The 23,591-nt window shown below is 66.8% G+C and carries 16 protein-coding genes; 8 read left to right on the top strand and 8 right to left on the bottom strand.

Annotated features, from left to right (window positions below; translation table 11 throughout):
* Positions 1-86 precede the first annotated feature (86 nt).
* From EAX62_RS02190 to EAX62_RS02180, 3 genes are read right to left on the bottom strand one after another with little or no spacing between them, the layout of a single operon-like run.
* Positions 87-1,382, bottom strand: a complete 1,296-nt coding sequence (locus EAX62_RS02190) for an MFS transporter (RefSeq protein WP_121900025.1) — start codon at positions 1,380-1,382, stop codon at positions 87-89.
* Between the two features lie 51 nt (positions 1,383-1,433).
* Positions 1,434-2,150 (bottom strand): M50 family metallopeptidase, encoded by a 717-nt coding sequence (locus EAX62_RS02185; protein WP_121900024.1) that lies wholly within the window; start codon positions 2,148-2,150, stop codon positions 1,434-1,436.
* Positions 2,151-2,158: 8 nt separating this feature from the next.
* Positions 2,159-3,439 (bottom strand): saccharopine dehydrogenase family protein, encoded by a 1,281-nt coding sequence (locus EAX62_RS02180; RefSeq protein WP_121900023.1) that lies wholly within the window; start codon positions 3,437-3,439, stop codon positions 2,159-2,161.
* A gap of 164 nt (positions 3,440-3,603) precedes the next feature.
* On the opposite strand from EAX62_RS02180, the gene EAX62_RS02175 reads away from it, so the two are divergent.
* From EAX62_RS02175 to EAX62_RS02160, 4 genes are all read left to right on the top strand, one after another.
* Positions 3,604-5,373: a gamma-glutamyltransferase family protein gene (locus tag EAX62_RS02175; RefSeq protein ID WP_199711069.1), complete on the top strand. Its 1,770-nt coding sequence runs from the start codon at positions 3,604-3,606 to the stop codon at positions 5,371-5,373.
* Positions 5,374-5,440: 67 nt separating this feature from the next.
* On the top strand, positions 5,441-7,297 hold the full coding sequence (locus EAX62_RS02170) for an ABC transporter transmembrane domain-containing protein (protein ID WP_121900022.1): 1,857 nt from the start codon (positions 5,441-5,443) through the stop codon (positions 7,295-7,297).
* Entirely contained in the window at positions 7,290-9,218 is a 1,929-nt protein-coding gene (locus EAX62_RS02165; protein WP_121900021.1) for an ABC transporter ATP-binding protein, read from the top strand. Before EAX62_RS02170 ends, EAX62_RS02165 begins: the two co-directional genes overlap by 8 nt.
* A 174-nt stretch (positions 9,219-9,392) precedes the next feature.
* Positions 9,393-10,418: a tocopherol cyclase family protein gene (locus EAX62_RS02160; RefSeq protein ID WP_121900020.1), complete on the top strand. Its 1,026-nt coding sequence runs from the start codon at positions 9,393-9,395 to the stop codon at positions 10,416-10,418.
* A 190-nt stretch (positions 10,419-10,608) separates the two neighbouring features.
* Here the strand turns inward: EAX62_RS02160 and EAX62_RS02155 are convergent, their stop codons facing one another.
* The gene (locus EAX62_RS02155; RefSeq protein ID WP_158600470.1) at positions 10,609-12,645 is read right to left on the bottom strand and encodes an acyltransferase family protein; all 2,037 of its coding nucleotides are present in this window, start codon (positions 12,643-12,645) and stop codon (positions 10,609-10,611) included.
* A 313-nt stretch (positions 12,646-12,958) separates the two neighbouring features.
* Complete coding sequence (locus EAX62_RS02150; protein ID WP_233557768.1) at positions 12,959-13,816, bottom strand: RCC1 domain-containing protein; 858 nt, start codon at positions 13,814-13,816, stop codon at positions 12,959-12,961.
* A gap of 253 nt (positions 13,817-14,069) precedes the next feature.
* Here EAX62_RS02150 and EAX62_RS02145 point away from each other — a divergent pair, with 253 nt between their 5' ends.
* Positions 14,070-16,247, top strand: coding sequence for an IS1096 element passenger TnpR family protein (locus EAX62_RS02145; protein WP_158600468.1), 2,178 nt, complete (start codon positions 14,070-14,072; stop codon positions 16,245-16,247).
* A gap of 170 nt (positions 16,248-16,417) precedes the next feature.
* Entirely contained in the window at positions 16,418-17,029 is a 612-nt protein-coding gene (locus EAX62_RS02140) for a LysE/ArgO family amino acid transporter (protein WP_121900016.1), read from the top strand.
* Between the two features lie 58 nt (positions 17,030-17,087).
* On the opposite strand, the gene EAX62_RS02135 is transcribed toward EAX62_RS02140, so the two are convergent.
* Entirely contained in the window at positions 17,088-19,328 is a 2,241-nt protein-coding gene (locus EAX62_RS02135; RefSeq protein WP_121900015.1) for an MMPL family transporter, read from the bottom strand.
* A gap of 46 nt (positions 19,329-19,374) precedes the next feature.
* Here EAX62_RS02135 and EAX62_RS02130 point away from each other — a divergent pair, with 46 nt between their 5' ends.
* Positions 19,375-19,941, top strand: a complete 567-nt coding sequence (locus EAX62_RS02130) for a hypothetical protein (protein ID WP_121900014.1) — start codon at positions 19,375-19,377, stop codon at positions 19,939-19,941.
* 58 nt (positions 19,942-19,999) lie between these two features.
* Here EAX62_RS02130 and cls read toward each other — a convergent pair whose 3' ends face one another.
* A complete protein-coding gene (gene cls / locus EAX62_RS02125; protein ID WP_121900013.1) occupies positions 20,000-21,502 on the bottom strand; it encodes a cardiolipin synthase in 1,503 nt (500 codons plus the stop codon).
* Positions 21,503-21,922: 420 nt separating this feature from the next.
* Here cls and EAX62_RS02120 point away from each other — a divergent pair, with 420 nt between their 5' ends.
* Positions 21,923-22,777, top strand: a complete 855-nt coding sequence (locus tag EAX62_RS02120; protein ID WP_233557767.1) for a diacylglycerol/lipid kinase family protein — start codon at positions 21,923-21,925, stop codon at positions 22,775-22,777.
* Between the two features lie 140 nt (positions 22,778-22,917).
* On the opposite strand, the gene EAX62_RS02115 is transcribed toward EAX62_RS02120, so the two are convergent.
* Positions 22,918-23,553: a TetR/AcrR family transcriptional regulator gene (locus EAX62_RS02115; protein ID WP_121900011.1), complete on the bottom strand. Its 636-nt coding sequence runs from the start codon at positions 23,551-23,553 to the stop codon at positions 22,918-22,920.
* Between the last annotated feature and the right edge of the window lie 38 nt (positions 23,554-23,591).

The raw sequence follows: 23,591 nt of genomic DNA, 5'->3' as shown, positions 1-23,591 counted from the left end.
CAGGGCGCACGCCCACCTCGAAAATGACCTGCCCCCGCTACCGCGGCGCCCGCCGGAGCCTTGCTGCAGCCCTCACGGGCAATGGCTCAGGCGTGGGAGTGTGCGTCGTCGTGGGTCTCCGCGTGCGTGGTGACCCAGAAGAGGCCGGCGACGATCAGGCCCAGAACCAGAAGTGCCGACGTGAGCAGGAACGGCCAGGTCCGGTCCATGCCCGAGAGCCACCCGCTGATCCAGCCGAACGGGGCAGTGACCAACATGACACACGTGCGCTGAATCGCCATCACACGTGAGCGCTCGGCCCTGTCCACGTGCAGAGCCACGAGGGACTCCGCCAGCATGAACAGCATCCCGGCTCCGAAAGCGTCCAGCATCAGACAGACAGCGAGAAGGCCATAGGTGGCCGTGACGGCCGGGCCACCCGGGGCCGGGATGCCAACCAGGAGGAGCTGACCTGCGAGATAGACACCGAAGCCGATGAGGGTTGGCGCCTTCAGGTGTCGGGCGTGCGTGAGGAGCGGTATGAGCGTGAAGAAGAACAACACCGACAGCAACGAGCGAACCATGGGGAAGAACGGCAGCAACGCGTCGGGAACGCCGAGCCGCTGGCTGATGACGACCTGCCAGAAGGTGCCGTTGACCAGCGCGACGGCACCGACGAGGGCAGCGATGACGAGCGCGAAAATTGTGCCCTTGGAGCGGACGATCAGCGCGAGCACGCCTCGATACTCGGACAACGACCTCCAGATGCTGACGCCGCGCGTCTCCTGCATCCGGATGCGACCCGTCGTGGTCTCGGTCGTGTAGCGGTAGAGAAGCCAGATCTTGAGCGACATGATGACGAAGGCGTTCAGGTAGAGGATCCGGACCGCGAGCTCCAGACCGAGGCTGGAGACCAGAACCGCGGCGATGGGCGCGAACAGCGCGGAGAATTCTGCGGCCACCTTGACGAGCGAGTACACCTTCGGGATCTCGGCACGGTCGACGTCCTCGACGAGCAGGCAGTCCCAGGAATTCTGAGTCACCTGCCACGCCCCGTTGACGACGGACGCCGCGAGGAACCACCAGAAGTTCTGCGCGAAGGCCCAGATGAGGCAGGGGATGGCCCACGCGATGATGTCGAAGACGGCAGTGGTGATCCGCCGCCCGAGCTTGTCGGTGATCACGCCGCTGAGCAGCCCGAAGACCACCTGGGACAGCATGGAGATGGTGGCAAGCAGTCCGATCTGTGCGTCGTGGACTCCCAGCGCCAGCATGAACACCGAGGTGTACGGCAGCACCAGCATCATGGAGAGACCCCACAGCGGCTCCGTGTAGACGGACGCGCGGCCATTGCCGCGGAGCCCCAGAAGGGTCACGATCATGGGGTTGCGTCTGCGTTTCACCGCCTCAGTCAACCCGTGCTGCTTCAACTTGTCCAACGAGGCAAGCGCTGCTCAGCCGACTCCGGGCATGATGCCCGGCAGCATCAGGACGGTGCCCAGCACGAGCGCTCCCACCGTGCCGCTCAGCCACAGGGCGATCCAGAGCATCCGCGGGAGGCGGGTCAGCCCGGCGAGCTGCGCGGCATCCGATCCAGCCGTGGCACGGCCTCGGCTGAGCGCCAACTCAAGGACGGGTCGTGGACCCGCGATAAGGAGGAGCCAGGCCAACCCGTAGGCGAGCCACACGAGGACGTGGGCAGGTGCGTACCAGGTCGCGAGGGCCAGGATCGCGCCGATGGCGACAACAACCAGCGCCCCGTACGCGTTGCGGATCTTCAGCAGCATCAGAGCCAGCAGCCCCACGAGCAGCCACAGCATGGCCACGGCGTGTCCCGTGCCGGCGACGGCGGCAGCCACCATGCCGACGAGTGAGGCCGCGGGATAACCGGCGAGCAGCGTGAACACCATGCCGGCCCCGGTGGGCTTCCCCCTGGTCAGGGTGACCCCGGACGTGTCCGAGTGCAACCGGATTCCCTTCAGGGAGCGGCCGGAAAGGGTGGCCGCGACGGCGTGCCCGGCTTCGTGGCAGACGGTGACCGCCATGCGGACCGCAGGCCAGGCGAGGATGACGCAGGCGAGGGCGACCAGTGCGATCACGAGGAGGGCGGATGCGTCCGGGACAGCGGTCGTCGCCCAGGCGCGCAGCCACAGATCCTGAAGAATGGACATGCGTTGCCTCACCCGGGTTCCTCATGGCCACCGGGCTGCAGCGACGTGTCAAAGACGAAACTGTGGGCTCGCAACCTCTCGACGAGGATGTCCCCCATGGCGGTGGCGGGCGTGAGCACGCCCGAGCGTCGGGGCAGGCGGTCGCCGTCGAGGGCCAGACTGAGGGCGGACTCGCCCAGCATGATGGCCGTGCCGTCGTAGCCCGGGTCGTAGTCGGCGCCCACCTTCGTGAGATACCGGGCGCCGCTCGTGGTTGTTGTGCGGATCTGCAGACGGAATCGACCCCTGGCCCGCTGCTCGGCGTTGGGGCCATCACCTGGCGTGGGCAGCATCCGGTCGAGCACCGCCCGTGTCGGACGGAAGGCCAGTCCTGCCAGGACGGCAGCCAATCCGATCGCCATGCCGCCCGCCTTCAGCGGGGACACCGGGGTGGAGCCGAAATCGGTGACCTCGTGATAGCGGAACTCGCGGCCGTAGGACCACTCGGTGAGGGTGTTCGACAGCCGCACGATGCGCGTGTTGAAGGAGGCCATCATGAAGGGCCCCATCCAGTGGTTCGTCTCGGCGTCTCGGGCGACGGGTATCCACCGCTTCAGCCTCGCGAGGGCCCCGCCGCCTGAGGCGGGCCCCGACGTCGGCTCCTCTGAACGTCGCGGGCTCAGGCTGTGGGGATCACTGATGGTGCGCCGAGCCACCGCGTCGCTGCGCGCGGCGATGATCTGCTGGCGGCCCGAGTCGATGGTGCCCCCCGAGAGCCCGCCGCGCAGTGAGTGGACGGCCAGGGTGGTCTGGCGCAGGGTCCCTGCACCGTCCTTCGCGACCCTCTCTGCCGTGACAAGCACGCCCAGGTCGGACGGAACGGAGTCGAACCCACACGCGTGCACGATGCGCGCACCGGTCTCTGCGGCGCGGGCGTTGACCTCGTCGATCGACCACCGCACGAAGAGCACCTCACCGGTGAGGTCGGCGTAGTGTGTCCCCTCCTTTGCGCAGGCCCGGACCAGTTCCTTGCCGTACAGGGCGTAGGGACCGACCGTCGAGGCGATCGCGGTGGTGCGCGCCGCGAGCCGACGCAGTCCCGTGGCGTCCGCGGCATCCACCGTCACCAGTTCCCAGCCGGCTGCCGAGGTCCCAAGTTTTTCACGCAGTGCTTCCAGTTTGGTGCGGGAGCGACCGGCCAGCGCGATCCTCACCTCCGCCCCGGCATGCGTGGCGAGGTGACCGGCCGTCAGTGCTCCGACAAAACCTGTGGCGCCGTAGAGCACGAGGTCAAGTTCGCGAGAGGTCATGTGTGCCCCATCCAATGTCTGCCGCCGTGAAGCGAACTGTTCGTGACCATGGTGCCACCCGCGCCAGAGCTCATCCCAAGCACCCACCCGCGGAGCCCTGCACTCCCATTAGGCTCGGGTGTGGAGCACCACAGAATCAGCACGACTGCAGGAGGCCGCTGACCATGCGTCTGGCACCCCTTGCCGACCCCGGATACCGACAGCCCCTCTTCGCTCGACGGGGAGCCGTCGCCACCTCGCAGCCCCTTGCCGCTGAAGCCGGTCTCGGGATTCTGCGGGCCGGCGGCAACGCGGTGGATGCCGCCGTCGCGATGGCCGCCTGCCTGCCCGTCGTTGAACCGTGCAGCAACGGCCTCGGCTCGGATGCCTTCGCCCTCGTCTGGGATGGAGACCATCTGCACGGCCTCAATGGTTCCGGGCGAGCTCCGGCATCCGCCTCCGCCTCACGGCTGCGCGACCGGGGGCTGACCACCATGCCTGTGTGGGGCTGGGAGGCCGTGACTGTCCCGGGCGCGGTGCGTGCGTGGGCGGACCTGCACCGCCGGTTCGGGCGTCTGTCCTTCTCCGATGTGATGGAGCCGGCCATCGCGTTGGCCACCGAAGGATTCGCGTTGTCCGGCGTGGTCGCGTGGGGCTGGCACAGGGGTGTGGCGGCAGCGGCCGCGCGCGCGTCCGAACCCAGCGCTGCAGGGTTTGCCCCGCTGTTTGCGCCGGGCGGACGGGCGCCAGAGGTGGGTGAGGTGTGGCGCAGCCCTGAAATGGCGGCGACCCTCACGGCCATCGCGGCCAGCAGCGGTGAGGACTTCTACACGGGCGGACTCGGCGCGAGGATGGTGGCCTTTGCACGCGCCACCGACGGATCCTTGACGGCAGGCGATTTGGCGGGTCACACGAGCGAATGGGTGCAGCCGATCAGCGCACGCTACCGGGACCACGAGGTGTGGGAGGTGCCGCCGAACGGTCAGGGTATCGCTGCGCTCATCGCGCTCAACGTGCTGGATGGCTTCACCCCCGACGAAGCCGCCGACTGGCACCGGCAGATTGAGTCGGTCAAGATGGCCCTGGCCGACACCCATGCGCTGCTGGGTGACCCGGCCGTCGTCGACGTGCCGGTCGAGGCCCTGCTGTCCGCTGGCCACGCGGCCCGGCGTCGCGCCTCCATCGGGGCCCGGGCACTGGCTCCCGTGGCGGTGGACCCGCGCGCCTCGGACACCGTGTACCTCTGTGCCGCGGACGGCGACGGGATGATGGTGAGCTTCATCCAGAGCAACTTTCACGGCTTCGGGGCGCAGGTCGTCGTGCCCGGCACAGGCATTTCATTGCAGAACAGGGGAGCCGGGTTCTCCTTGGAACCGGGGCACCCGAACGAACTCGCGCCCGGAAAGCGCCCGTTCCACACGGTCATCCCCGGGTTCCTCACGCGCGGCGGGGCGCCGGTTGGACCTTTTGGGGTCATGGGCGGGCACATGCAGGCCCAGGGGCACGTGCAAGTGGTCCTCCACACCGTGGATGGCGGCGACGACCCCCAGACCGCGCTGGGACGCCCGCGCTGGTTCTGGGATCCCGCGACGGGCCGGGTCCAGGTGGAGGCGTCCGCGGGGACGAAGCCATCGCGCAACTGCGGACGCACGGCCACGACGCGGTGGTGGGGCAACACGCGGCGATCTTCGGCCGCGGCCAGGCGATCTGGCGACTTCACCCCGACAACCCTGGCAGCGTCCTCGTCGCCGGATCCGAACCTCGCGCGGACGGTTATCCGCTCGGCTGGTGACGCAACTGCGGGGCGGTTGACAGATCCGGGGTTGCCTCCTTACAGTTTCGTCTGTCGTCGATTCGAGGAGGTGCATGCAGATGTTGATCAACTCTGCCGCTCCCGGTCGGCCGCGCGCGCTCGACCGCTGATCGCCACCGCGCCCGGGTTCCGCCCGCAGTGACGCCCACGGCGTCCCCCCTCTCACCCCTTTGCCGCGTCACCAGACGCCGTCCGTCAGGACCTCATCCATGCATGCACAACGCCGTGGGCGCTACGACTTCCCGCCCGCGATCCCACCCGACTCGCAACCCGACGTCCGCTCACCCAGTCGCTTCCTCTTCTGGCTGATTGGCTCCTACGGCTGGGTCGTGCCAGTGATGACACTGTCTGCCTCCTCGTGGTTGGTCCCTGCCGCATTGACCCCGTGGCTCCTCGGGCGGGCAATCGACGCTGGCGTCGCAGGCGCCGACACCACGGCTGCCCTTGGCTGGGTCGGGCTCCTGCTCCTCGTCATCGCCGGCGGGGTCGGCGGAGGGATTCTCTTCCACACGTTCGCTGTCCGCATGTGGTTGCTCGGTATCTACGGAATCCAGCGACGGGTGTCCCGCCAGGCGGTCCACCTGGGCCATGTCCTCAACCGTCGCGTGCCCACCGGTGAGGTGCTGAGCGTCTCGTCCTCCGACAGTGACCAGTTCGGTGCCACCATCGAGTCCTTCGGGCACGTCATCGCCGCGGCCATCAGCTTCGGGCTCGCATCGACGCTCATGTTGACCACATCGCCAGTGCTGGGCGCGGTCGTCCTGATCGCCACCCCGCTCCTCCTCCTGGCCTCGACGCCGGTGCTGCGTCCTCTGTCACGGGCCCAGTCCGCCGAGCGATCCGAGAGCTCCACGCTCACGTCGCAGGCAAGCGACATCGTCACCGGGCTGCGGATCCTCCGCGGCGTCGGGGGTGAACACACGTTTGCGCTCAACTACGAACGGCAGTCGCAGAAGGTCCGCGGCCTCGGAGTGCGGCTCGGCACCTGGCAGGCGGTCGTCGAGGCCACCAGCATTCTGTTGTCCGGGCTGCTGCTCGTGGCCCTGGTGTTCCTGGGCTCCCTCCGCCTCCTCGAGGGCTCGCTGAGTGTCGGCGAGCTCATCAGCTTCTTCGGGTACGCGGTGTTCCTCACCTCGCCCATGCAGGCATTCTTCGATTTCGCGCAGAGGTGGGTGCAGGGCCTGGTCGCAGCGCAGAAGACCCTGGCTTTCCTGGGCACCGACGTCCCGTGGGCGCCGACGGGTCTGGCACTCAGCCCCAACCCGGCGCTGCGGGACGAGTTGTCCGGCGTCACGGTGCAGCCAGGACGAATGCTCGGGGTCGTGTCCGCGGATCCCGACGCCTCCGCAGCCCTCGCCGACCGGCTCGGGCGCTACCTGCCTCTGCAGACGCCGGATCCGATGGACGACGAGGACCTTTCGGGGCGGGCCCGCAGGAAAGCTCGGCGGGTGCGCCTCGCGGCCAGAGCGCGCCGCGCACGGGAGGATGCCGAACTGGCGAACCGCCCGTGGGGTGTCACGGCCGACGGCGTGGACTATTCGGCAGTCGACGTCGCGGACCTGCGGCGCAGGGTCGTTGTGTCGCACACCGGTGCCATCCTCTTCTCGGGCACGCTGCAGAGCGCCGTCGACCCGTGGGGCACCCACAGCCGTGACGACGCGGAGCGAGCGCTGATCGTCGCGTCCGCCGAGGACATCTATGACTCACTGCCCGATGGCTGGCAGGGGCGGATCGATGAGAAGGGCCGGGGCCTATCGGGTGGGCAGCGGCAGAGGGTCGTGCTGGCACGCGTCCTGCTGCGGGACCCCGACGTCCTCATCCTCGTGGAACCGACCTCAGCCGTCGACGCGCACACGGAGGCGAGGATCGCCGCACGGCTGGCGGATCACCGTCGTGGCCGCACCACCGTCGTCGTCACCGTGTCCCCACTCCTGTTGCGGCGCTGCGACGACATCGCGGTGCTCGTCGACGGGGTCGAGGTTGCCCGCGGCAGCCACGACGAGCTGCGCGATCACCCCGAATACCATCGCGTCATCGCGCGGGGGATGGAGGACACCCATGAGTGAACACCTGTTGTCGCCCACGTCCGCCACCACGTGGCGCGAGGGTCCCGTACCGTCCCGGGTGCCGGACGAACTCGACGTGCCCCGAGGCGGTGGGCCGCGTCGCCGAATGGCCGCATTCCTTGGGCGCCACCGCTTCCGCACCCACACGGCGCGTGCCGCGTCCGCGGAGGCTCGCGCCCCGCAGAGCGGATTCCCGGTGGCGACGTCCTCCCAGGCGCTCGGATTCCTGGGTGGTCTGCTCGAGGGACGCCGGGGCACGCTGGTCTGGGCCATCGCCCTCAATGCGGCAGCGGCGGGCGCGGGGCTGGTTGCCCCGTTCCTGTTGGGGGGTCTCGTCGACCGTGTCACGGGTGGCCTGCTCGACCGCAACGCGCTCACGACGACGGTGGGGGTCATCGCCGGCATGATCGTGGCGCAGGCACTGCTCACCTTCGCTGCGCGACGGGCGTCGGCTGTTCTCGGGTACGACCTGCTCGCGGCGGCACGGGAGGAGGTCGTGCGCATCGTGCTGCGGCTTCCGCTGAGTCACGTCGAGTCGTCGGGTTCTGGTGACCTGCTGACCCGGATCACCTCCGACGTGTCGAAGATGGCGACGGCCGCGCGCTGGGCCTTCCCGAATCTCCTGGTGTCGGTGGTGCTCATCGGCGCGACGCTGGTGGCCATGCTGGTCAACTCCTGGGTGTTGACGCTCCCGATGCTGGGCACGGCGTTGGTCATGTGGCTGGGTGGGCGCTACTACCTCGCCCGCGCGACCGCGGGCTACATCACCGAGTCCCGCTCCTACTCGGTCATCAACTCCACCACCACCGAGACGGTCGAGGGGTCCCGCACCGTCGAGGCCCTGGATCTCGGCGGGCTGCGAATAGCGCAGATCGACGAGGACACGGAGGTGTCCGCCCAGGCGGAGCGATACACGATGACGCTGCGCAACATGCTGTTCGCCATGGTGGATTCCTCATTCCAGCTCCCGCTGGTCGGGGTGGTCCTCCTCGGGATCTGGGGTCACGCCGAAGGTTGGGCGAGCATCGGTCAGATCACCACGGCTGCGCTCTACATCGCGCAGCTGCAGGGCCCGCTGGATCGTGTCATCGCGGTGCTGGACCAGCTGCAGCTGGGCATCGTCGGCACCGCGCGTCTCATCGGGGTCGCCCAACTCGACGACGACCGCACCCCCGGTGAGGCCACGCCGGACGGCGCCAAGCTCACGGGCAGCGACCTGTGGTTCGGCTACCGCGAGGGCGTGGATGTGCTGCACGGCATCGACGTCGACCTCCAGCCCGGCGAGCGGCTGGCCATCGTCGGGCCATCCGGTTCCGGCAAGTCGACCCTCGGACGGCTCATCGCCGGGATCAACCGTCCCCGGGTCGGTGAAGTCACCGTCGGCGGTGTCGATGTCATGAACCTCCCGCTCGACCGGCTCCGTACCGAGGTGGCGCTCGTCACGCAGGAACACCACGTGTTCGTCGGTACCGTCCGCGACAACGTGGTGCTCGCCCGCGAGACCACGGCCTCCGACGAGGAGGTGGAGCGGGCACTGCGCGCGATTGACGCCTGGGGCTGGGTGTCGCGGCTGCCCGGCGGGTTGGAAGCCGAACTCGGCCACGGCAAGGCGAGCCTCACACCTGCTCAGGCCCAGCAGATCGCGTTGGCGCGACTCATCATCGCCGATCCGCACACCCTCGTGCTGGACGAGGCGACGTCGCTCATTGATCCGTCGTCGGCTCGGCATCTGGAGGGGTCCATGGCCGCACTGATGGAGGGCCGATCCGTGGTCGCGATCGCACACCGACTGCACACCGCGCACGACGCTGACCGGATCGCGGTGGTCGATGCCGGTCACATCGTCGAGATTGGGTCGCATGACGAACTCCTGGAGCTCGACGGGCAGTACGCAGACCTGTGGCGGACGTGGCGCGACTGACCCCCTCGGCTTCAGGGCAGGAAAACGGCGGGGCATGGGGGGGCACAACAAAGAATGGTGTTCGAGAGTGGACGCTCGAACAGCGGCCTATGGTGACGCCATGACAGTGCTCGTAGCACGGCGTCGACTGCTGGGCCGGACGGTGCGACGCACGCCGCATCACGCGGGTCGACGATGAGGAGGATCGGCTACCGGGCCTCCGGTGCGGACCTGCTGTTCGGACACCCCGAGCGAGCTCACGGGGTGGCCATGGAGGGCTACTTCTGGCGGATCACGGAGCCGGCGACCCAGCGGGTTGTCATCGCACTCATCGGCATCCAGACCGATCACACGGGTCGTTGGGCACTGGCGGGGCTGGGAGCATCCGACGGGTTCTGGCGCCAGGCGATCATCCCGACAGCTGATGCCCGTCCCGGCGGCCTCGGGGCACGCGCAACCAGCTCGGAGGCGTCCTTCTTCGGGACCGACGAGCGGGTCGTGGTCGACCTGGGTGCCGACGCACATCTCGAGGCCCATCTCGACGGCCTCACCCGCTGGCCGTCAGGACGCCCGTTCGGGGGATCCAGCTGGTTCCAGATGATTCCGGGACTCAACCAGTACTGGCATCCATGGCTCCTGGGCGGGCGGGCGTCCGGGACTGTCGCCGTCGGCGATGCGCGCTGGGACTTCGCCGACGCCCAGGTCTACGGCGAGAAGAACTGGGGGCGGGCCGGGTTTCCCGATTCGTGGTGGTGGGGTCAGGCGCAGGGCTTCGCGGAGGCCGACGCCTGTGTGGCCTTCGCCGGCGGCGACGTCACCGCTGGTGGGTTGCGCACCGAGGTCACTGCGCTCGTCGTGCGCCTGCCGGGTGGGAAGGTTCTCCGCCTGGGCAATCCTGTCACCTCGCCCGTCCGGGCGGACGTTGGAGATGAGCACTGGCGTCTGGAGGGCCAATCACGCGGCTGGGCCGTGTCCCTGGACGCCGATGCACCGCTCAGTGCCGCACACGTCCTGCCGGTGCCGTTGGTGGGACAGCGCCGCGCGGTGCCGGGAGCCATCGAACACCTCACCGGATGCCTCCACATCCGGGTCAGCCGCCACGGACGGCAGGTCTGGGCTGGGAAATCCACTCTGGCCGGCCTCGAGCATGGGGGGCTCGACCGTGCCGCAGGACTCGCCGCGTCGAGAAATCTCACGGTCAGCCAGCCGTCACGCCGCTGACCGCAGCGAGATGAAATCCACCGATCGATCCGAGGAGTGCCGATGCGGGCACTGTTCACCAGCACTGCTGGTCTGGATCACGTGCTCACGCCCACCCGTTCGCCCGAACCGTTAACCGGGTCCCCTCAATGCGTGGAAGCGTTCCGGCCCACCAAGACGTGGGTGACGGCGCCCGCTGGGTCGCCCTGCCTCAACTGACCCGTGCGATGGCGGCTTCAAAGAAAGGTGCCAGCGCATGGCTCTGATCGACGGTGATGTGGACCCCGTCGCGGTAACGAACCAGCCCCTCTGGCGACACGGCGGAGCAGATCCCCGCCGGACAGATGGCCTCCGTGAGGTCCAGCACGCCTGCGCCGGTGCTTGCTGTCACTTCGGAGACCACATGGGCGATGTCGCCCTGGCGCACGGTGACCTCGGCAATCGGCATCGTCTGCTGGCATCCGTCCGACAACAACTTCACCGTGGTGCACGCCTGCCAGTTCAGGGCTGCGGCACCACCCCAGTGGGGGACCGTCTGCACGAGCAGCACTTCGTGGCCCGCCTCCTGCAGCGGTCTGATGGTATCGGTCAGACGGGAGAACAGCTCCGTCTCGGAGGCCTTTCCCGCGACGTCAATCCTCCGGTTGCGCTCGCCGGCAAAGGTCTTCCGGAAGTCGCCGTACGCGTTGGCGATCACCACCACACCCTTCTCTGCCCCCAGGAGGTAGTCCTGCGCCTGGACCGGGTAGCGGTTGCACCGCCCACGCCAGTCCCGATCCGTCAGGGTGGACTCGCCCAGAATGTAGGAGCAGCCGGCCTCGAGCCGCATCACCAACGGACGCGCCAGAGACGTCGAGGCATCCATCATGGCCTCGCTGAAGTGGTCGGCATTGGAGTCCCCGACCAGGTAGATCGGGGGGCCAGCAGCATCCTGATTCCAGGTGCACGCCTCTGCTGTCCAGCCCATGGTGGTGGTGCAGTGCGCGTCATCTCCTGCGTGGTGTGACCGGATCATTGCGCGGTAGTCCCTGACCGACCCACTCCACAATTCATGGTCTGCGGCATACCCCAGGGCCCCAGCCACCACAAGCGGGGGCGCCATGGTGAGTGCGACGAGACGCACGAACGATGTACCCCCCGTGGTTGCCTTCGTACGGACGGGTTGTTCCACCCACCGGTAGGAGGCATAGGCGGGGATGAAGGACGCGGCCGCGGCGAGGACGAGGACGGGGAGCGACGCCGACCAGTTGAGCCGTGCGAAAACGATGCACGGCCAGTGCCACAGGTAGATGGAGTAGGAGCGGTCACCAATCCAGACCATCGGCGCGGAGGCCAACACCTTCGTGACGACTGTGTCGGCGGGCCCCGCGGCAATCAGGAAGACGGTGCCGAGCACAGGGAGCAACGTCCATGGCCCGGGAAAAGGTGTGGTGTCGTTGATGATCAGCAGCGACACACCCAGAAGACCGGCTCCGACGATGCTCACCGGTATCGCACTGCGAGCGGAAGCGGCACTGAGCCTCGCGCCGCCGAGGGCAAGCAGTGCACCGGCAGCAAACTCCCACACTCGCGTCGCTGGCCCGTAGAAGCCCACCAGATCGTCGGGGACACCCGGAACGTGAAACCCAGCCGCACCGATGAGCGCGAGGGCCAACGAGACCGCACCCACCGTGCCCACGGCCACCACCGGGCCGACGTGGAGTCGCTTTCGATGCGCGGCGATGAGCCACCCGAGCAGGAGAACGAAGGGGAACACGAGGTAGAACTGTTCCTCCACTGACAGGGACCACAAGTTCAGCAGTGGGTTGTTGTCGGCGGAGGCGTCGAAGTAGTCGCCCGTGGTTCTGGCAATGACGAAGTTCGCAGCGAGCAGAAGGGCGCCGAGCCCCGTCTTCGAGGCCGTCTCCTGCCCTCCGAAAGGTGAGAGAAGCAAGAAGGAGGCGAGCATCACCACACCCACCGTCAGGGCCAGGGCGGGCGCCAACCGTGTGAATCTTCGGACGTAGAAGCGGCCGAAACGGATCCGTCCGTCCCGAGACCATTCCCGCATCAGCATGGCAGTGATGACGAACCCGGAAATCACGAAGAAGACGTCGACTCCGACGAACCCCCCGGGTGCAGGGAGGCCCGCATGGAAGCACACCACCATCAGGACAGCGATGGCGCGCAGGCCCTGGACATCTGACCGGTGGTGCCGTCCCTGAGCCGCTGGCGTTGGGGAGGCAATCACCGCGGTCGCAGTGGACACCGACTTCCTCCTCGTGGGGCTAACGTTTGTGGGACCGTGGGCCCTTGTCATGCAGGACCAGAAGCACGGTAGCCGACGGAGCGGTCGCAACGGGCGACGCCGGAGACCACATTCTCATTGCGACCTCAGTGCGACCCACGAAAGCGCAGATGAAGCCAACTGCGACAGCAACATCCGCGCACACGACGGCAGGATCGTTGACGACACCCATCAGGTAACAGAAGAAGTGGCCGTCAAGGGGATTCGCAGGGCGGATGGTGAGACCGGGTCGTATCCGTACTGGATGGAATCGGCAGGGTCTGCGCTCGTGCGGTCAGCGCATCGTGGCCAGGCGCCAGCCGGCGGTGTCGCACTGGCCGTCGTCATTGTTGCCAGTGGCCAGGACACGCCCATCGGCTCGAAGTCCCAGGGTGTGGGTGGAGCCGCCCGCAACGGCCACCACGTCTCGCCATGATGAAACGTCGCACTGCCCTCGACTGTTGTCGCCGGCCGCGAGAACGCGGCCTCCCACGACGAGGCCCACCGTGTGGTGACTGCCCGCTGACACGGCGGCGACGTCGCGCCACTCGGACACCGCCTGGGCGGCGTGGTTCCGGTTTCCGGCGGCGAACACTCGTCCGTCCGTGTCGAGGCCGACGGTGTGGAGAGAGCCGGCGGCGATCCCGCGCAGGCTGTGCCACCCGGTGACATCGCATTGCCCCCGGTGATTGTTTCCCACCGCCGTGGCCGTGCCATCGGCGCTGAGCCCGACGGAGTGCCAATCTCCGGCAGCGAGGGCGACAAGGTCGCGCCACGAATCCACGTCGCATGCTCCGTCGCTGCGACGGCCCGTCGCTCGCGCTGTCCCGTCCTCGAAAATCGCGAGTGTGCGTCGCCACCCGGCCGCGACGCTGACGACACCGCTCCAGTCGACGACATCACACTGCCCTTCGTTGTTCCAGCCCGTCGAGACAACCGTGCCGTTCGCGAGCAGTCCCACACTGTGTGATCTGCCGGTATTGGACGCCGTGTGTACGTTCCCGACTGCCACGGAGACGACGTCGCGCCACCCGTCGACGCGGGACTCCTCGGAGAGAGGGTTGCCAGCGGCTACCACCGAGCCCTCCATGGTCACACCAATGCAGTGGCGCCGCCCAGCGGCGATGACAGCACGGAACGCTTCTCGTCTCACCTGTGGATGGTCTCAGGAGTGGTGGCGCGGAACAATCGACACGTCGGTCGCACTGCGTCAACCCAGCCAGTCGCCGACTGCCTCCAGCCCCCACAGACGGCAAGCGGCGTCCTGCGTGGCGCCGTGCCGAGCATGGCAGCTACGATCGCGGGAGCCCGACCCTCAAACGGCAGCGGCTGCCAGGGCGGCTGATCTCGCCGACAACGACGGATCTGCTCGCCCTCGGGCAGTCGGACGGGAGCGGGACCGCACCATGGAAGACGAGAGCCCTGCGGGTGTAGTGGCCGCGTTCGAGGCCTGGTGTGCCGCGAGTCCTCACCCCGGGGGGCCTGAGCCCTCGGATGCTGCTGCATCGCTGGCTGATCTCTTCACCCGATCGCGACGCGGTGGCGCGGACCTGCGCGACCCGGATGCGCATCTGCTCCGTTGGTTGACTCGTGATCTCGCGCGTCACGACGACGTCCATCGCGATGACGACAGCGACGAGTCCGACGGCGCCCAGTACCTGCTCGCGATCCGCACACTCATGGGGTTCCTCCTTTTCCTCAGGGCCCATGGCCTCTGGCGTCGAAGCGAACGTGCAGTCCTCGACTGCTGGGATGTCTTCACCTGGGCCACCCGCGAACCGCTTGGTGTGCACACTCTCGGGAGTCTCGCCGACGACATACTCGTGACGGGCCTGTTGATCGAGCCCGCACCATCTGATGTGGTGGACACGGCGCGAGAACTCCCTTTCGTCCCCCTCCTGCGATCCACGCTTGATGCGCTGGCTTCCCAGAGCCCGCTCTCGCGGGACGACCTGGCCGCCATCACGGGTCTGCAGGACACTCCTGGTGCGGTGGACATCTGGAGTGATTGCCTCTCCATGACCAATCTGGCTCGGCGGGACGCGGCAACAGACTCCGTGATGCCCTCCATCGAGGTCCGGACCAGCGGAGGCTGCCCCCCGGTGGACTCGGTACTGGTGCGAAACGTCGTCCAGGGGCTCGTCTCGGCGGCGCTCTCGTGGGGCTTCGACACTGACACCACAGAACGGCCGATGCGCACGACCCATCCGCGGGGCTCTTCGGTCCTGATCGCGCTCGTCTGTGCTTGTGATGATCAGATGTACCTCGCGGGAGACCGGAACGATGCTGACGATGAGGAGACAACGCGTGGGCTCGTGCGCATGTTCGTGGACAAGATGCTGGGGGCAGGACATGTGTCCTCACCATCAGTCGCGGACGAGGTGCTCGCCGTCCTTTGCGCACTGACCACCCTCGGTGTGCTTCAGGAGCGAAGGCTGCCGCTCAGCGGTGAGATCTATCTCGCCGCCCCGGATGCCCTTCGGCACTCGCTCCTCCAGAGGGTCGCGGATTTCACGGGCTGCATCGGCGGCCCCGATGACACCAGCGCCTGGCAGCCGATTGCGTTGGACTACCACCATGCGAAAGAGACGGTTTTCGACCTGCACCTGCACCTGGAGACTGGCGTGGGCGAAGAGAGCCGGCCGGAGGCCGCGACCGAGCCGTCAACAACATGGCGAGGCACACTGATCGCAGCGTCAAGCCCCATCGATGTGCTGCACGATGCCGTGCAGGCGCTCTTCGGGTGGCGGGGTCTGCGCCCACACGTGTTCCTGGACTCGGTCGGCACCCGCCGCTTCACCTCGCCGGGCCTCCTGCACATCTTCGACGCTCCCGGAGATGAGCGCATCACCGACCAGACGGCAGTCAGGATCGGCAGTGTTCTCACGCAGCCGGGGGATGAGGTGGTCTACGAATACGGGAGACTGCAGGACCCCTGGCGTGTGCGCATCCGCCTCGACGCCGTCGTGGACTCTCCCGTGGACATCACCCGAACCGGAGGCAGTGGGGAGTCACCTGCAGAGCAGTCGCTGCTCGCAGAGACGCTGTCGCGGCGCCTGCCGCAGGGTATGGAAATACCGGACGAGTTGGAGAGGGCGTGGGCCTTCTTCGAACAGAGGGGCTGGTGGGGATCGCGTGACGCGGACCATTTCCTGGCTCCGTGTTCGTTCGAAAGCAGGCCTGGTGTCGTGTTCAGTTCGGAGTGCACGCTGGATGGTTGGTTCGCTCCGGACAGCCCCGCCCATGAACGGCTGCTCCCCATCGCCGTGACGGATGGCACGGGCTCGATCGCAGCCCTGTGGCTGGAGTCACCCGGGATGCTCCGCGTCGTCGGGCTCGGTTCTGAGGGTGAGGCCCGACTGCTTGCCGAGTCCGTCCCGGACTTCCTGCGGTTGATGGCGATTGGCTACCCCGAGTTCACTCCGGGAGTGGTGGGCGGCCGCCCAGACGTCGACTCGAGAGCAGCGCTTGCCGACTACCGCCATTGGGTGGAAGAAACGCTGGGCCTGGACGTCCCCGCCGAGTGGCCTCCGTTCACCCGTGACCGATTCTCCGACTGGGTGGTTGCGCACATCGACCTGTGATGGCGCCAGAGGCAGCCATCGATCCGCGCGGACTGCCACGCGCGTCGCAAAGGCAATCATGGGGTCGAGGGGGTGGCGAGATGACCGCACTCGTGCGCCTGCTTCGTGCCACACTCCTTCCTGCCTTTGACGCTGCTCTGATCTGCAGAGGGTCTCTGTAGGATCGAGGAGTGTTCGTCTCCGCCGCAGCCGGCTTCGGCTTCGGGCTGTCACTCATCGTCGCGATCGGTGCACAGAACGCCTACGTGCTGCGGCAGGGGCTACGAAGAGAGCACGTGCTGGCCGTGGTGGCCGTGTGTGCGGTATCCGATGCCATCCTGATCCTGGTGGGGGTCGCTGGCTTCGGGGCTCTGGTGCGGACCCTGCCATGGCTCCTGACGACCGTGCGGATCGCCGGCGCTGTCTTCTTGCTCGGATATGCGCTGATGGCCGCTCGCAGGGCGATTCTGCCGCGCCCCCTCGACGCCTCGACTGTCGGCGACGCGAAGGGGCTTGCCCGGGTGGTCACCGCAGCCGTGGCGCTGACCTGGCTCAACCCCCACGTTTACCTTGACACGGTGCTGCTCCTCGGCTCCATCGCAGCAACGCACGGCGATGGCCGTTGGGTCTTCGGCCTCGGCGCCCTTCTGGGCAGTGTTCTCTGGTTCACGGCTCTTGGCTTCGGTGCCCGGCTCCTGCGTCCCGTCTTCAGCCGTCCGGCATCCTGGCGGCTGCTGGACATCGGGATCGCCGTTGTCATGACGACGATCGCAGCAAACCTGCTGCTGGGAATCAGCAAGTGAAGCAGCAAAGCTGGGCGGCCGTTCAGTCGCCACGCGCTGCCGTCCTCATGGAACAAAATCATGGTTCCGCCGGTGTCTCCCAAGGAGCCGGGGGGCGGGGCCAGGTGGCCCATCGTCCGAGCAATGTGAGCAGAGCTGGTGTGAGCAATGGCCGCACGACGAAGGTGTCGATGAGGAGGCCCACGGACATGGTGAAGGCGATTTGCCAGAACGTGGCGAGCGGGATCACCGCGACGAGGGCGAAGGTCCCGGCCAGGATCACCCCGGCGACCGTGATGGCCCGGGCGGCCCGTGGCACGGCGAAGCGCACCGCGCTGGTGATGTCTCGATGCCTCATTGCCCGCCAGATGCTGCCGACAGAGAAGACGTTGTAGTCGGAGCCGAGCGCGATGAGCAGCACGGCCGAGGCGAACGGTGCGTAGAAGGTCAGTCCCTGCTGACCGAGCAATCCCTGGAAGACCAGAACGGTGAGGCCGAGTGTCGCCGTCACGCTGAGGGCCCCCGTCGCCAGGAGGACGATGGGGGTGATCACCGACTTCAGGTAGAACGTGAGGATCAGCAACTCGATGACCAGGGCGGCGACCAGGACGATGCCGAGGCTCTCGCGCGTCTGGCGGGCCACCTCCCCAGCGATCAGGGTCTGGCCGGTCACCGCCAGGTAGCTGGGCGTCAATCCTGCCTGGGCGGCCATGGCTGGGAGCCGCTCCTGGAGACCGTCGGCATGACGGATGGCCTGGTCGGCCAGAGGGTCGCTGTCGAGAACGACGATGAACCGGGCCGCGCGGCCGTTGCGTGACAGGACCAGCCCGCGTGGTCCTTGCAGCGGGTTGTCGACGGGGCCGACGACGTGGGTCACACCCGGCATCGTGCTGATCAGCGCCTGAAGCCTGGCCAATTGTTCGCGTTGATTGAGGATGTTGTCCTGCTCCACAAGAACCTCCGTGGGCGCCGTCGCTCCTCGAAGCGTTGTCCGCTGCAGCAGGGCCGCACCCTGAGCCACCTCGTCGTCTGCAGGCAACGACGAGGTGAAGGAGAGGTCGAGCCGGGCCGCGGCGAGTGGAAGGCTGAGGAGCCCAAACACTGCCAAGAGAAGGACGACGGCCACCACAGCGCGTCGAGGGGTCGTGAGGCTGGTCACCTGACGCTCGAGGAGACCTCCGCTCGTGTCCGGGCGGCGATGCCCCACGGTGCGCCAGCGGGCGATGGGGAGGGGGGCAAAGAGCCGCCACCCGAGGATCGCCATGATGGCCGGGGTGAGCGTCAAACTGACGACGACCCCTACCACCACGGTGAGCGCCAGCGCCGGACCAAGGCCGCGGAACAGGATGAAGGGGGCTGCGAGTAGGGCGAGGGTGCCGCCGGCGACCGTCAGCCCAGCGGTCGCGATGATGGGGCTCTGGTGGACCATCGCCGCCTCCGTGGCGGCGCGCGTCGGGAGCCCGTCGTCCAGCGCGTCGCGGAACTCCTCGAGGAAGAGAACGCAGTAGTCGGTCACCACACCGAGCAGCAGGGCCAGCAGCACCGGCTCCAGTTGGCTGGGGACTTCGAACCCGAACGTGGCCGCCCCGAAACCGAGCAACGGCCGATACACGGCGTACCCGATACCCGCGATGATGAGCACGACGATGGGGGCCAGCAAGGAACGGAAGGCCAGGGCCACCACCACGACGATGAGGACAACACTTGCGAGCTCAAACGTGGGAAGGTGCCGGGCCAAGTAATTGCTTTGGGCGATCTGGGACGGGATGAACCCGGTCACGTACGTCTGGTGCTCCGGCACGTTGTTGAAGTGCCGCGCGTAGTCGTGGGCCAGGTTGTACATGCTGCGAGGGCTGGTCTGGTCGCTGGCGAACAGGTACGTCACGGTGGTGTCCGACCGGCCCGTGGGCAAGGGGATGGCCGCGATGATCCGATCCGGACCCGGGTCGGCGATCCGGAGTGCCTCCTGGGTCGTGGACGCCGCGAACAGGTACGAGTCAGCACGCGCGAGCGCCCCCAGCCCGCCCTGCTGATGAAGCACGACGGTGGTGCCGCTGATGACCGGGACGTCGAACTGGCTCAGCACCCGCAGCTCGTCCTGCACCACGGGGTTCTCCGGCGTCACCAGGTTCCCGAAGTCGGTGGCGGGAGGTCGATCGTCGATCAAGCGGGGTACGAGCACGGCGATGGCGATCCAGCCCAACACAACCAGCCATCGCCCCGAGGTCATGATCCAGCGATATGTCCGGCCAGTGGCCCGACCGGCAGCATGCAGAGCGGCACCGACGCGGCGACGCATGACCCGCATACCTGATGCCATGCGCTTATCATTACCGGAAAGTCCCCACGATGAGGGAGACGTTCGAATGACTCAGGACCAGACCCCACTTGATGAGCCGGACCCTGCCCCGGTTTCCACGGACTCAGAGGTCCCAGCCGCGCCGGGGGCCAGGCCGGTGCGCGCCGTCGTGTGGCCGGTCGTGGCGGTCGGGGCGTTGCTGCTGGGCCTTCTCGTCGGCTACAACGCTCCGGGGAGGAACCCGGCTGTGGTGCCACCTGAACAGCCTGCGTCGTCATCGTCGCCGCCGTTGACGCCCCGTGCGACGAGCGGCGATGCCACGGTGGCGGCACGGGCCCAGGTCAATGCGGCGTGCCTACGCTCGCTCAACGACGCCCAGAACGTGTACGTCGTTCTCGGCGGCATGGACACTGCCGTCTCGGACGTGGACTTGGGGCGGCTGGACCAGATGGTCCGCGACCTCCAGCCCCTTCAGAAGCTGCTGCAACGCGACCTCAGCGAGTGCGAGGTCAATACTGCAGTCGCCAACGGCGAGAGTGAAGCGCCTCCGCCGACGCCGACGTCAACGACAGCCCCCGCCAGTGTCCGGACTGTCACGAACTCCCCGCCGACGCCCACCGCAACACCCTCGTAGCACCGGCCATTCCCGGCCCCAGCCCGAGGCCCCCTCCACGGAGGCCGCGGCGTTTGCGTCATTGAATGTCAGACGTGAGTCGCATGACGTTGTCCACATATTTGCGGTACCACGGCTCCCTGTCCCACTCATCGGCAGTGAGAAGGTGTGACGCGTCCCGATAGCCATCCTGAACGACTGCCAGTTCGCCTGCGAGTGATTTCCCAAAACCGAGAAGCATGATTTCGTAGTCGAGCGCGAAGGAGCGCATGTCCATGTTGCTCGATCCGATCACCGAGATTTCACCGTCAACCGTGAAGTGCTTGGCGTGCAGGACGGTCGGCTTCGGGTACAGGTAGATCTTCACACCGGCCTCGAGCAGCATCTTGTAGTAGGAGCGCTGGGCATGTTGCACCATGAACTGGTCAGCCTGTTCCGAGACGAACAGCTCAACGTTCACGCCCCTGTACGCAGCAGTCGTGATGGCACTCAGGAGCGAGTCCTCCGGGATGAAGTAGGGACTGGTGATGATCAACGATTCCTGGGCCCGATGCATCAGGGAGACGAACATCCGCAGATTCGGCTCTGTGGGGAATCCGGGACCCGATGGCACGAGCTGGAAAGCTCCTTTGCGACCATCTGCGTCTGACAACGAGTCTTCTGCCGACGCGTGGGAGACGAAGTCAAGTGTTTCTCCGGTCTCGGTGTACCAGTCGACGGCGAAAACGGCCGCCAGGGAATCGACGATGGGACCCGTGACCTCGATGTTGAGATCCTTCCAACGTCTGCCGATTTCCACGTTCTTGGGCTTCAGGTAGCTTGAGTCGATCATGTTCTGGGATCCCATGAACCCGACGACACCGTCGACGATGAGCAGCTTTCGGTGATTGCGCAGGTCCGGGCGGCGCCAGCGTCCGTGGAGGAGATCGATGGGCATCATGCGGTGCCACTCAATACCCGCATCGGTCATCCTGGCCAGGAATTGCTTGTAGCCAGGGTATCCGCGAGTACCGATGTGGTCGAACAGAAGACGTACTTTCACGTCCCTCCTGACGGCGTTGGCGAGAGCGGTGAAGAAGACATCTGTCGTCTGGTCCCAGGCCATGATGTAGATCTCGACGTGGACTTCCGACGTCGCGTTGTCCACAGCTGCCGCCATGGCGCGGACCGTGTCCTCAGCATTGCCGTGGAGCCCTTCGTTGCGCCCCGACGCCAGAGGAAATGACACCAGGCGCCGGTTGCCCTCGACGATCGATTCCGCGCCCGGATAATCAGCCAGATATTTCTCCTTGGCGCCGTGCGTCGGCCATGTACGGGCAATGTGTTCGTTGACCTCACCCTGCAATCGATGTCGACGCCCCTGCACATACGGGCTACCCAGTATGAGGAAGAGCGGTAGTCCCAGCACGGGTACAAACAGGATGAGCATCAGCCAGGCGAACGAGGACCCCGTTTTACGATTTTCAGGAACCGTTCCCACCGCAACAATTTTGACTGCGTAATCGATGGCAAGCAACACAATGGCCCACCAGGACCTCTTTCGCTTCTTCTTCCCCGCATCGCGAAAAGCTGATGTGCTCATCTCGAACCCTCCAGGCATGCTTGCTGTTGGTCAGCCCCACGGTGACACGCTGGTCCTCAGTGTTGATGACGACGTCGGGCAGGTTGCCCTCAAGCTACCGGTCGGGGTGGCCATGCCGGTGAGGGTCCGCAGTGGGCCACGTGGACAGAAGTGGGAGAGCACTTCCTGCCAGTCGCTGCTCGCGATACGTTGTTGGCTGCGGAGGGGCCCTTGCCCCTCCCTCTGTCCCTTCCTGTGTGATCAAGCCTGACCGAGAGGTACCTCGTTATCGTGACTGACGGTATGGAAACCCCCGCCAATCCTGCTCCGACGTCGCGGCCGGGAGTGGCTGCCGTGGTGTACAACCCCATCAAGGTGGATCTGGAGGAACTGCGTGAGGTGGTGACAACCCAGGCGGGCGCCGCTGGGTGGGCAGAGACCTTGTGGTTCGCAACGTCGCCTGAGGATCCCGGGCAGGAAGCGGCGCGGAGCGCTATCGACAATGGCGCTGATCTCATCATCACCGCTGGCGGTGACGGCACGGTCCGCGCGGTCGCCGAAGCCGTCCGGGGAACTGGCACCCGCATGGCGTTGCTACCGTCGGGGACTGGAAACCTGCTCGCCCGCAATCTCAAGCTGACGCTCAATGACATCACCCACTCAGTGGAAGTGGCTTTCTCGGGAGTTGACCGCGAGATCGACCTCGGCGTCATCGACATCGAACGCCCCGACGGCACCACAAGCACCCACGTCTTCGTGGTGATGGCCGGTATGGGTCTGGATGCGAAAATGATCGAGAACACTGACGATGACCTGAAAGCCAAAGCCGGCTGGATTGCCTACGTGAAGGCGATCGTCCTTTCACTGCGTGATCCGAACAAACTCCACGTGCGGCTCCAACTCGATGGCGGGACCGAGAAGCGTGCCACGGTGCACACCCTCATCCTTGGAAACTGCGGGTCGCTTCCCGGCAACATCCTGCTGCTCCCGGACGCGAAAGTGGACGACGGGCTCTTCGACCTGATGCTGATGCGGCCGAGCGGGCTGATGGGGTGGATCAGCGTGTGGTTCAAAGTCGCGTGGATCAATCGGATCCTGCGTGGAAGCGCCGCCGATGCGTCCATCGGCAAGCTCTCGAGCGACCGCAGTCTGCGCTACGAAACTGGCACACGCCTGGCCGCCCACCTGTCACGTCCAGAGAAAATTGAACTGGACGGGGATGGATTCGGCGAAGCTACGGCCTTCAACGCCTGGATGGAACCAGGAGCGCTGACGGTCCGCGTCCCCGCTCACTGAGCGGGATGCGGCGGCGACACACCTGACGCCAACGACGAGCGTCGCCGGAACAACGACCGGGCAGCGAATCGGCGACCTACTCCCGGCCCGGGCCCCTGCGTTGCGCGATCAGCACTATGACCGCGGAGGCCCCCCACCCGTCAGAGAAGTTGCTGCTGGAGCAGCGCTGCGAGCCACTGCTGGTACTGCTCGTCGGTCCAGCCGCAGCCGTCGATTGCCGACACGTAGAGTTCGACTCCGGTGAGCATCCACGCCCGGTCCACTGCGTGGTCTTCGCTGAGCCCGGACGAGAGAGCGTTGGCTTGAACAAGCGAACCGATGAGCCGCCCCAGTGCCTCGCGACGATGCCGATTCCCTTCCTCTCGTAACGCATTCATCGCGGGATCTGCGGATGCGACATTGGCTGCCTGGATGAGCATTTTGCTGGTGGAGAACAGTGTTGTTGTCCACGTCGCGAACGCTTCCAGCTTGGCGCGGGGATCGGTCTCCTGCGCGATGCGCTCCACCCATTCGACGTTGTTCGCGTCGTGTTCCATCTGGGCGAGCAGGGCCCCCACGATGGCTCCTTTCGAGCCGAAGGTCGCGTACACCGTTGGCGCGGCCACCTCGGCGCGGGCGGCGATGTCGGCCACGGTCGTGCCCGAGAAGCCGCGCTCCGCGAACAGGTCCTTGGCCGCAGCGGCGATGCGATGTCGCGTATCAGCCGCGAGCTGCTCACGGACCGGCGACCGGTACGCCCTCCTGGTCTCCCGGGTCATGTTGTCCGAAGTGGCCACTGCCACACCTCCGTAATTGGGTATAGTCAACTATATCG

The organism is Tessaracoccus antarcticus, assembly GCF_003688855.1.
Lineage (GTDB): Bacteria > Actinomycetota > Actinomycetes > Propionibacteriales > Propionibacteriaceae > Arachnia > Arachnia antarctica.
This window is presented reverse-complemented; position numbering and strand designations above follow the sequence as displayed.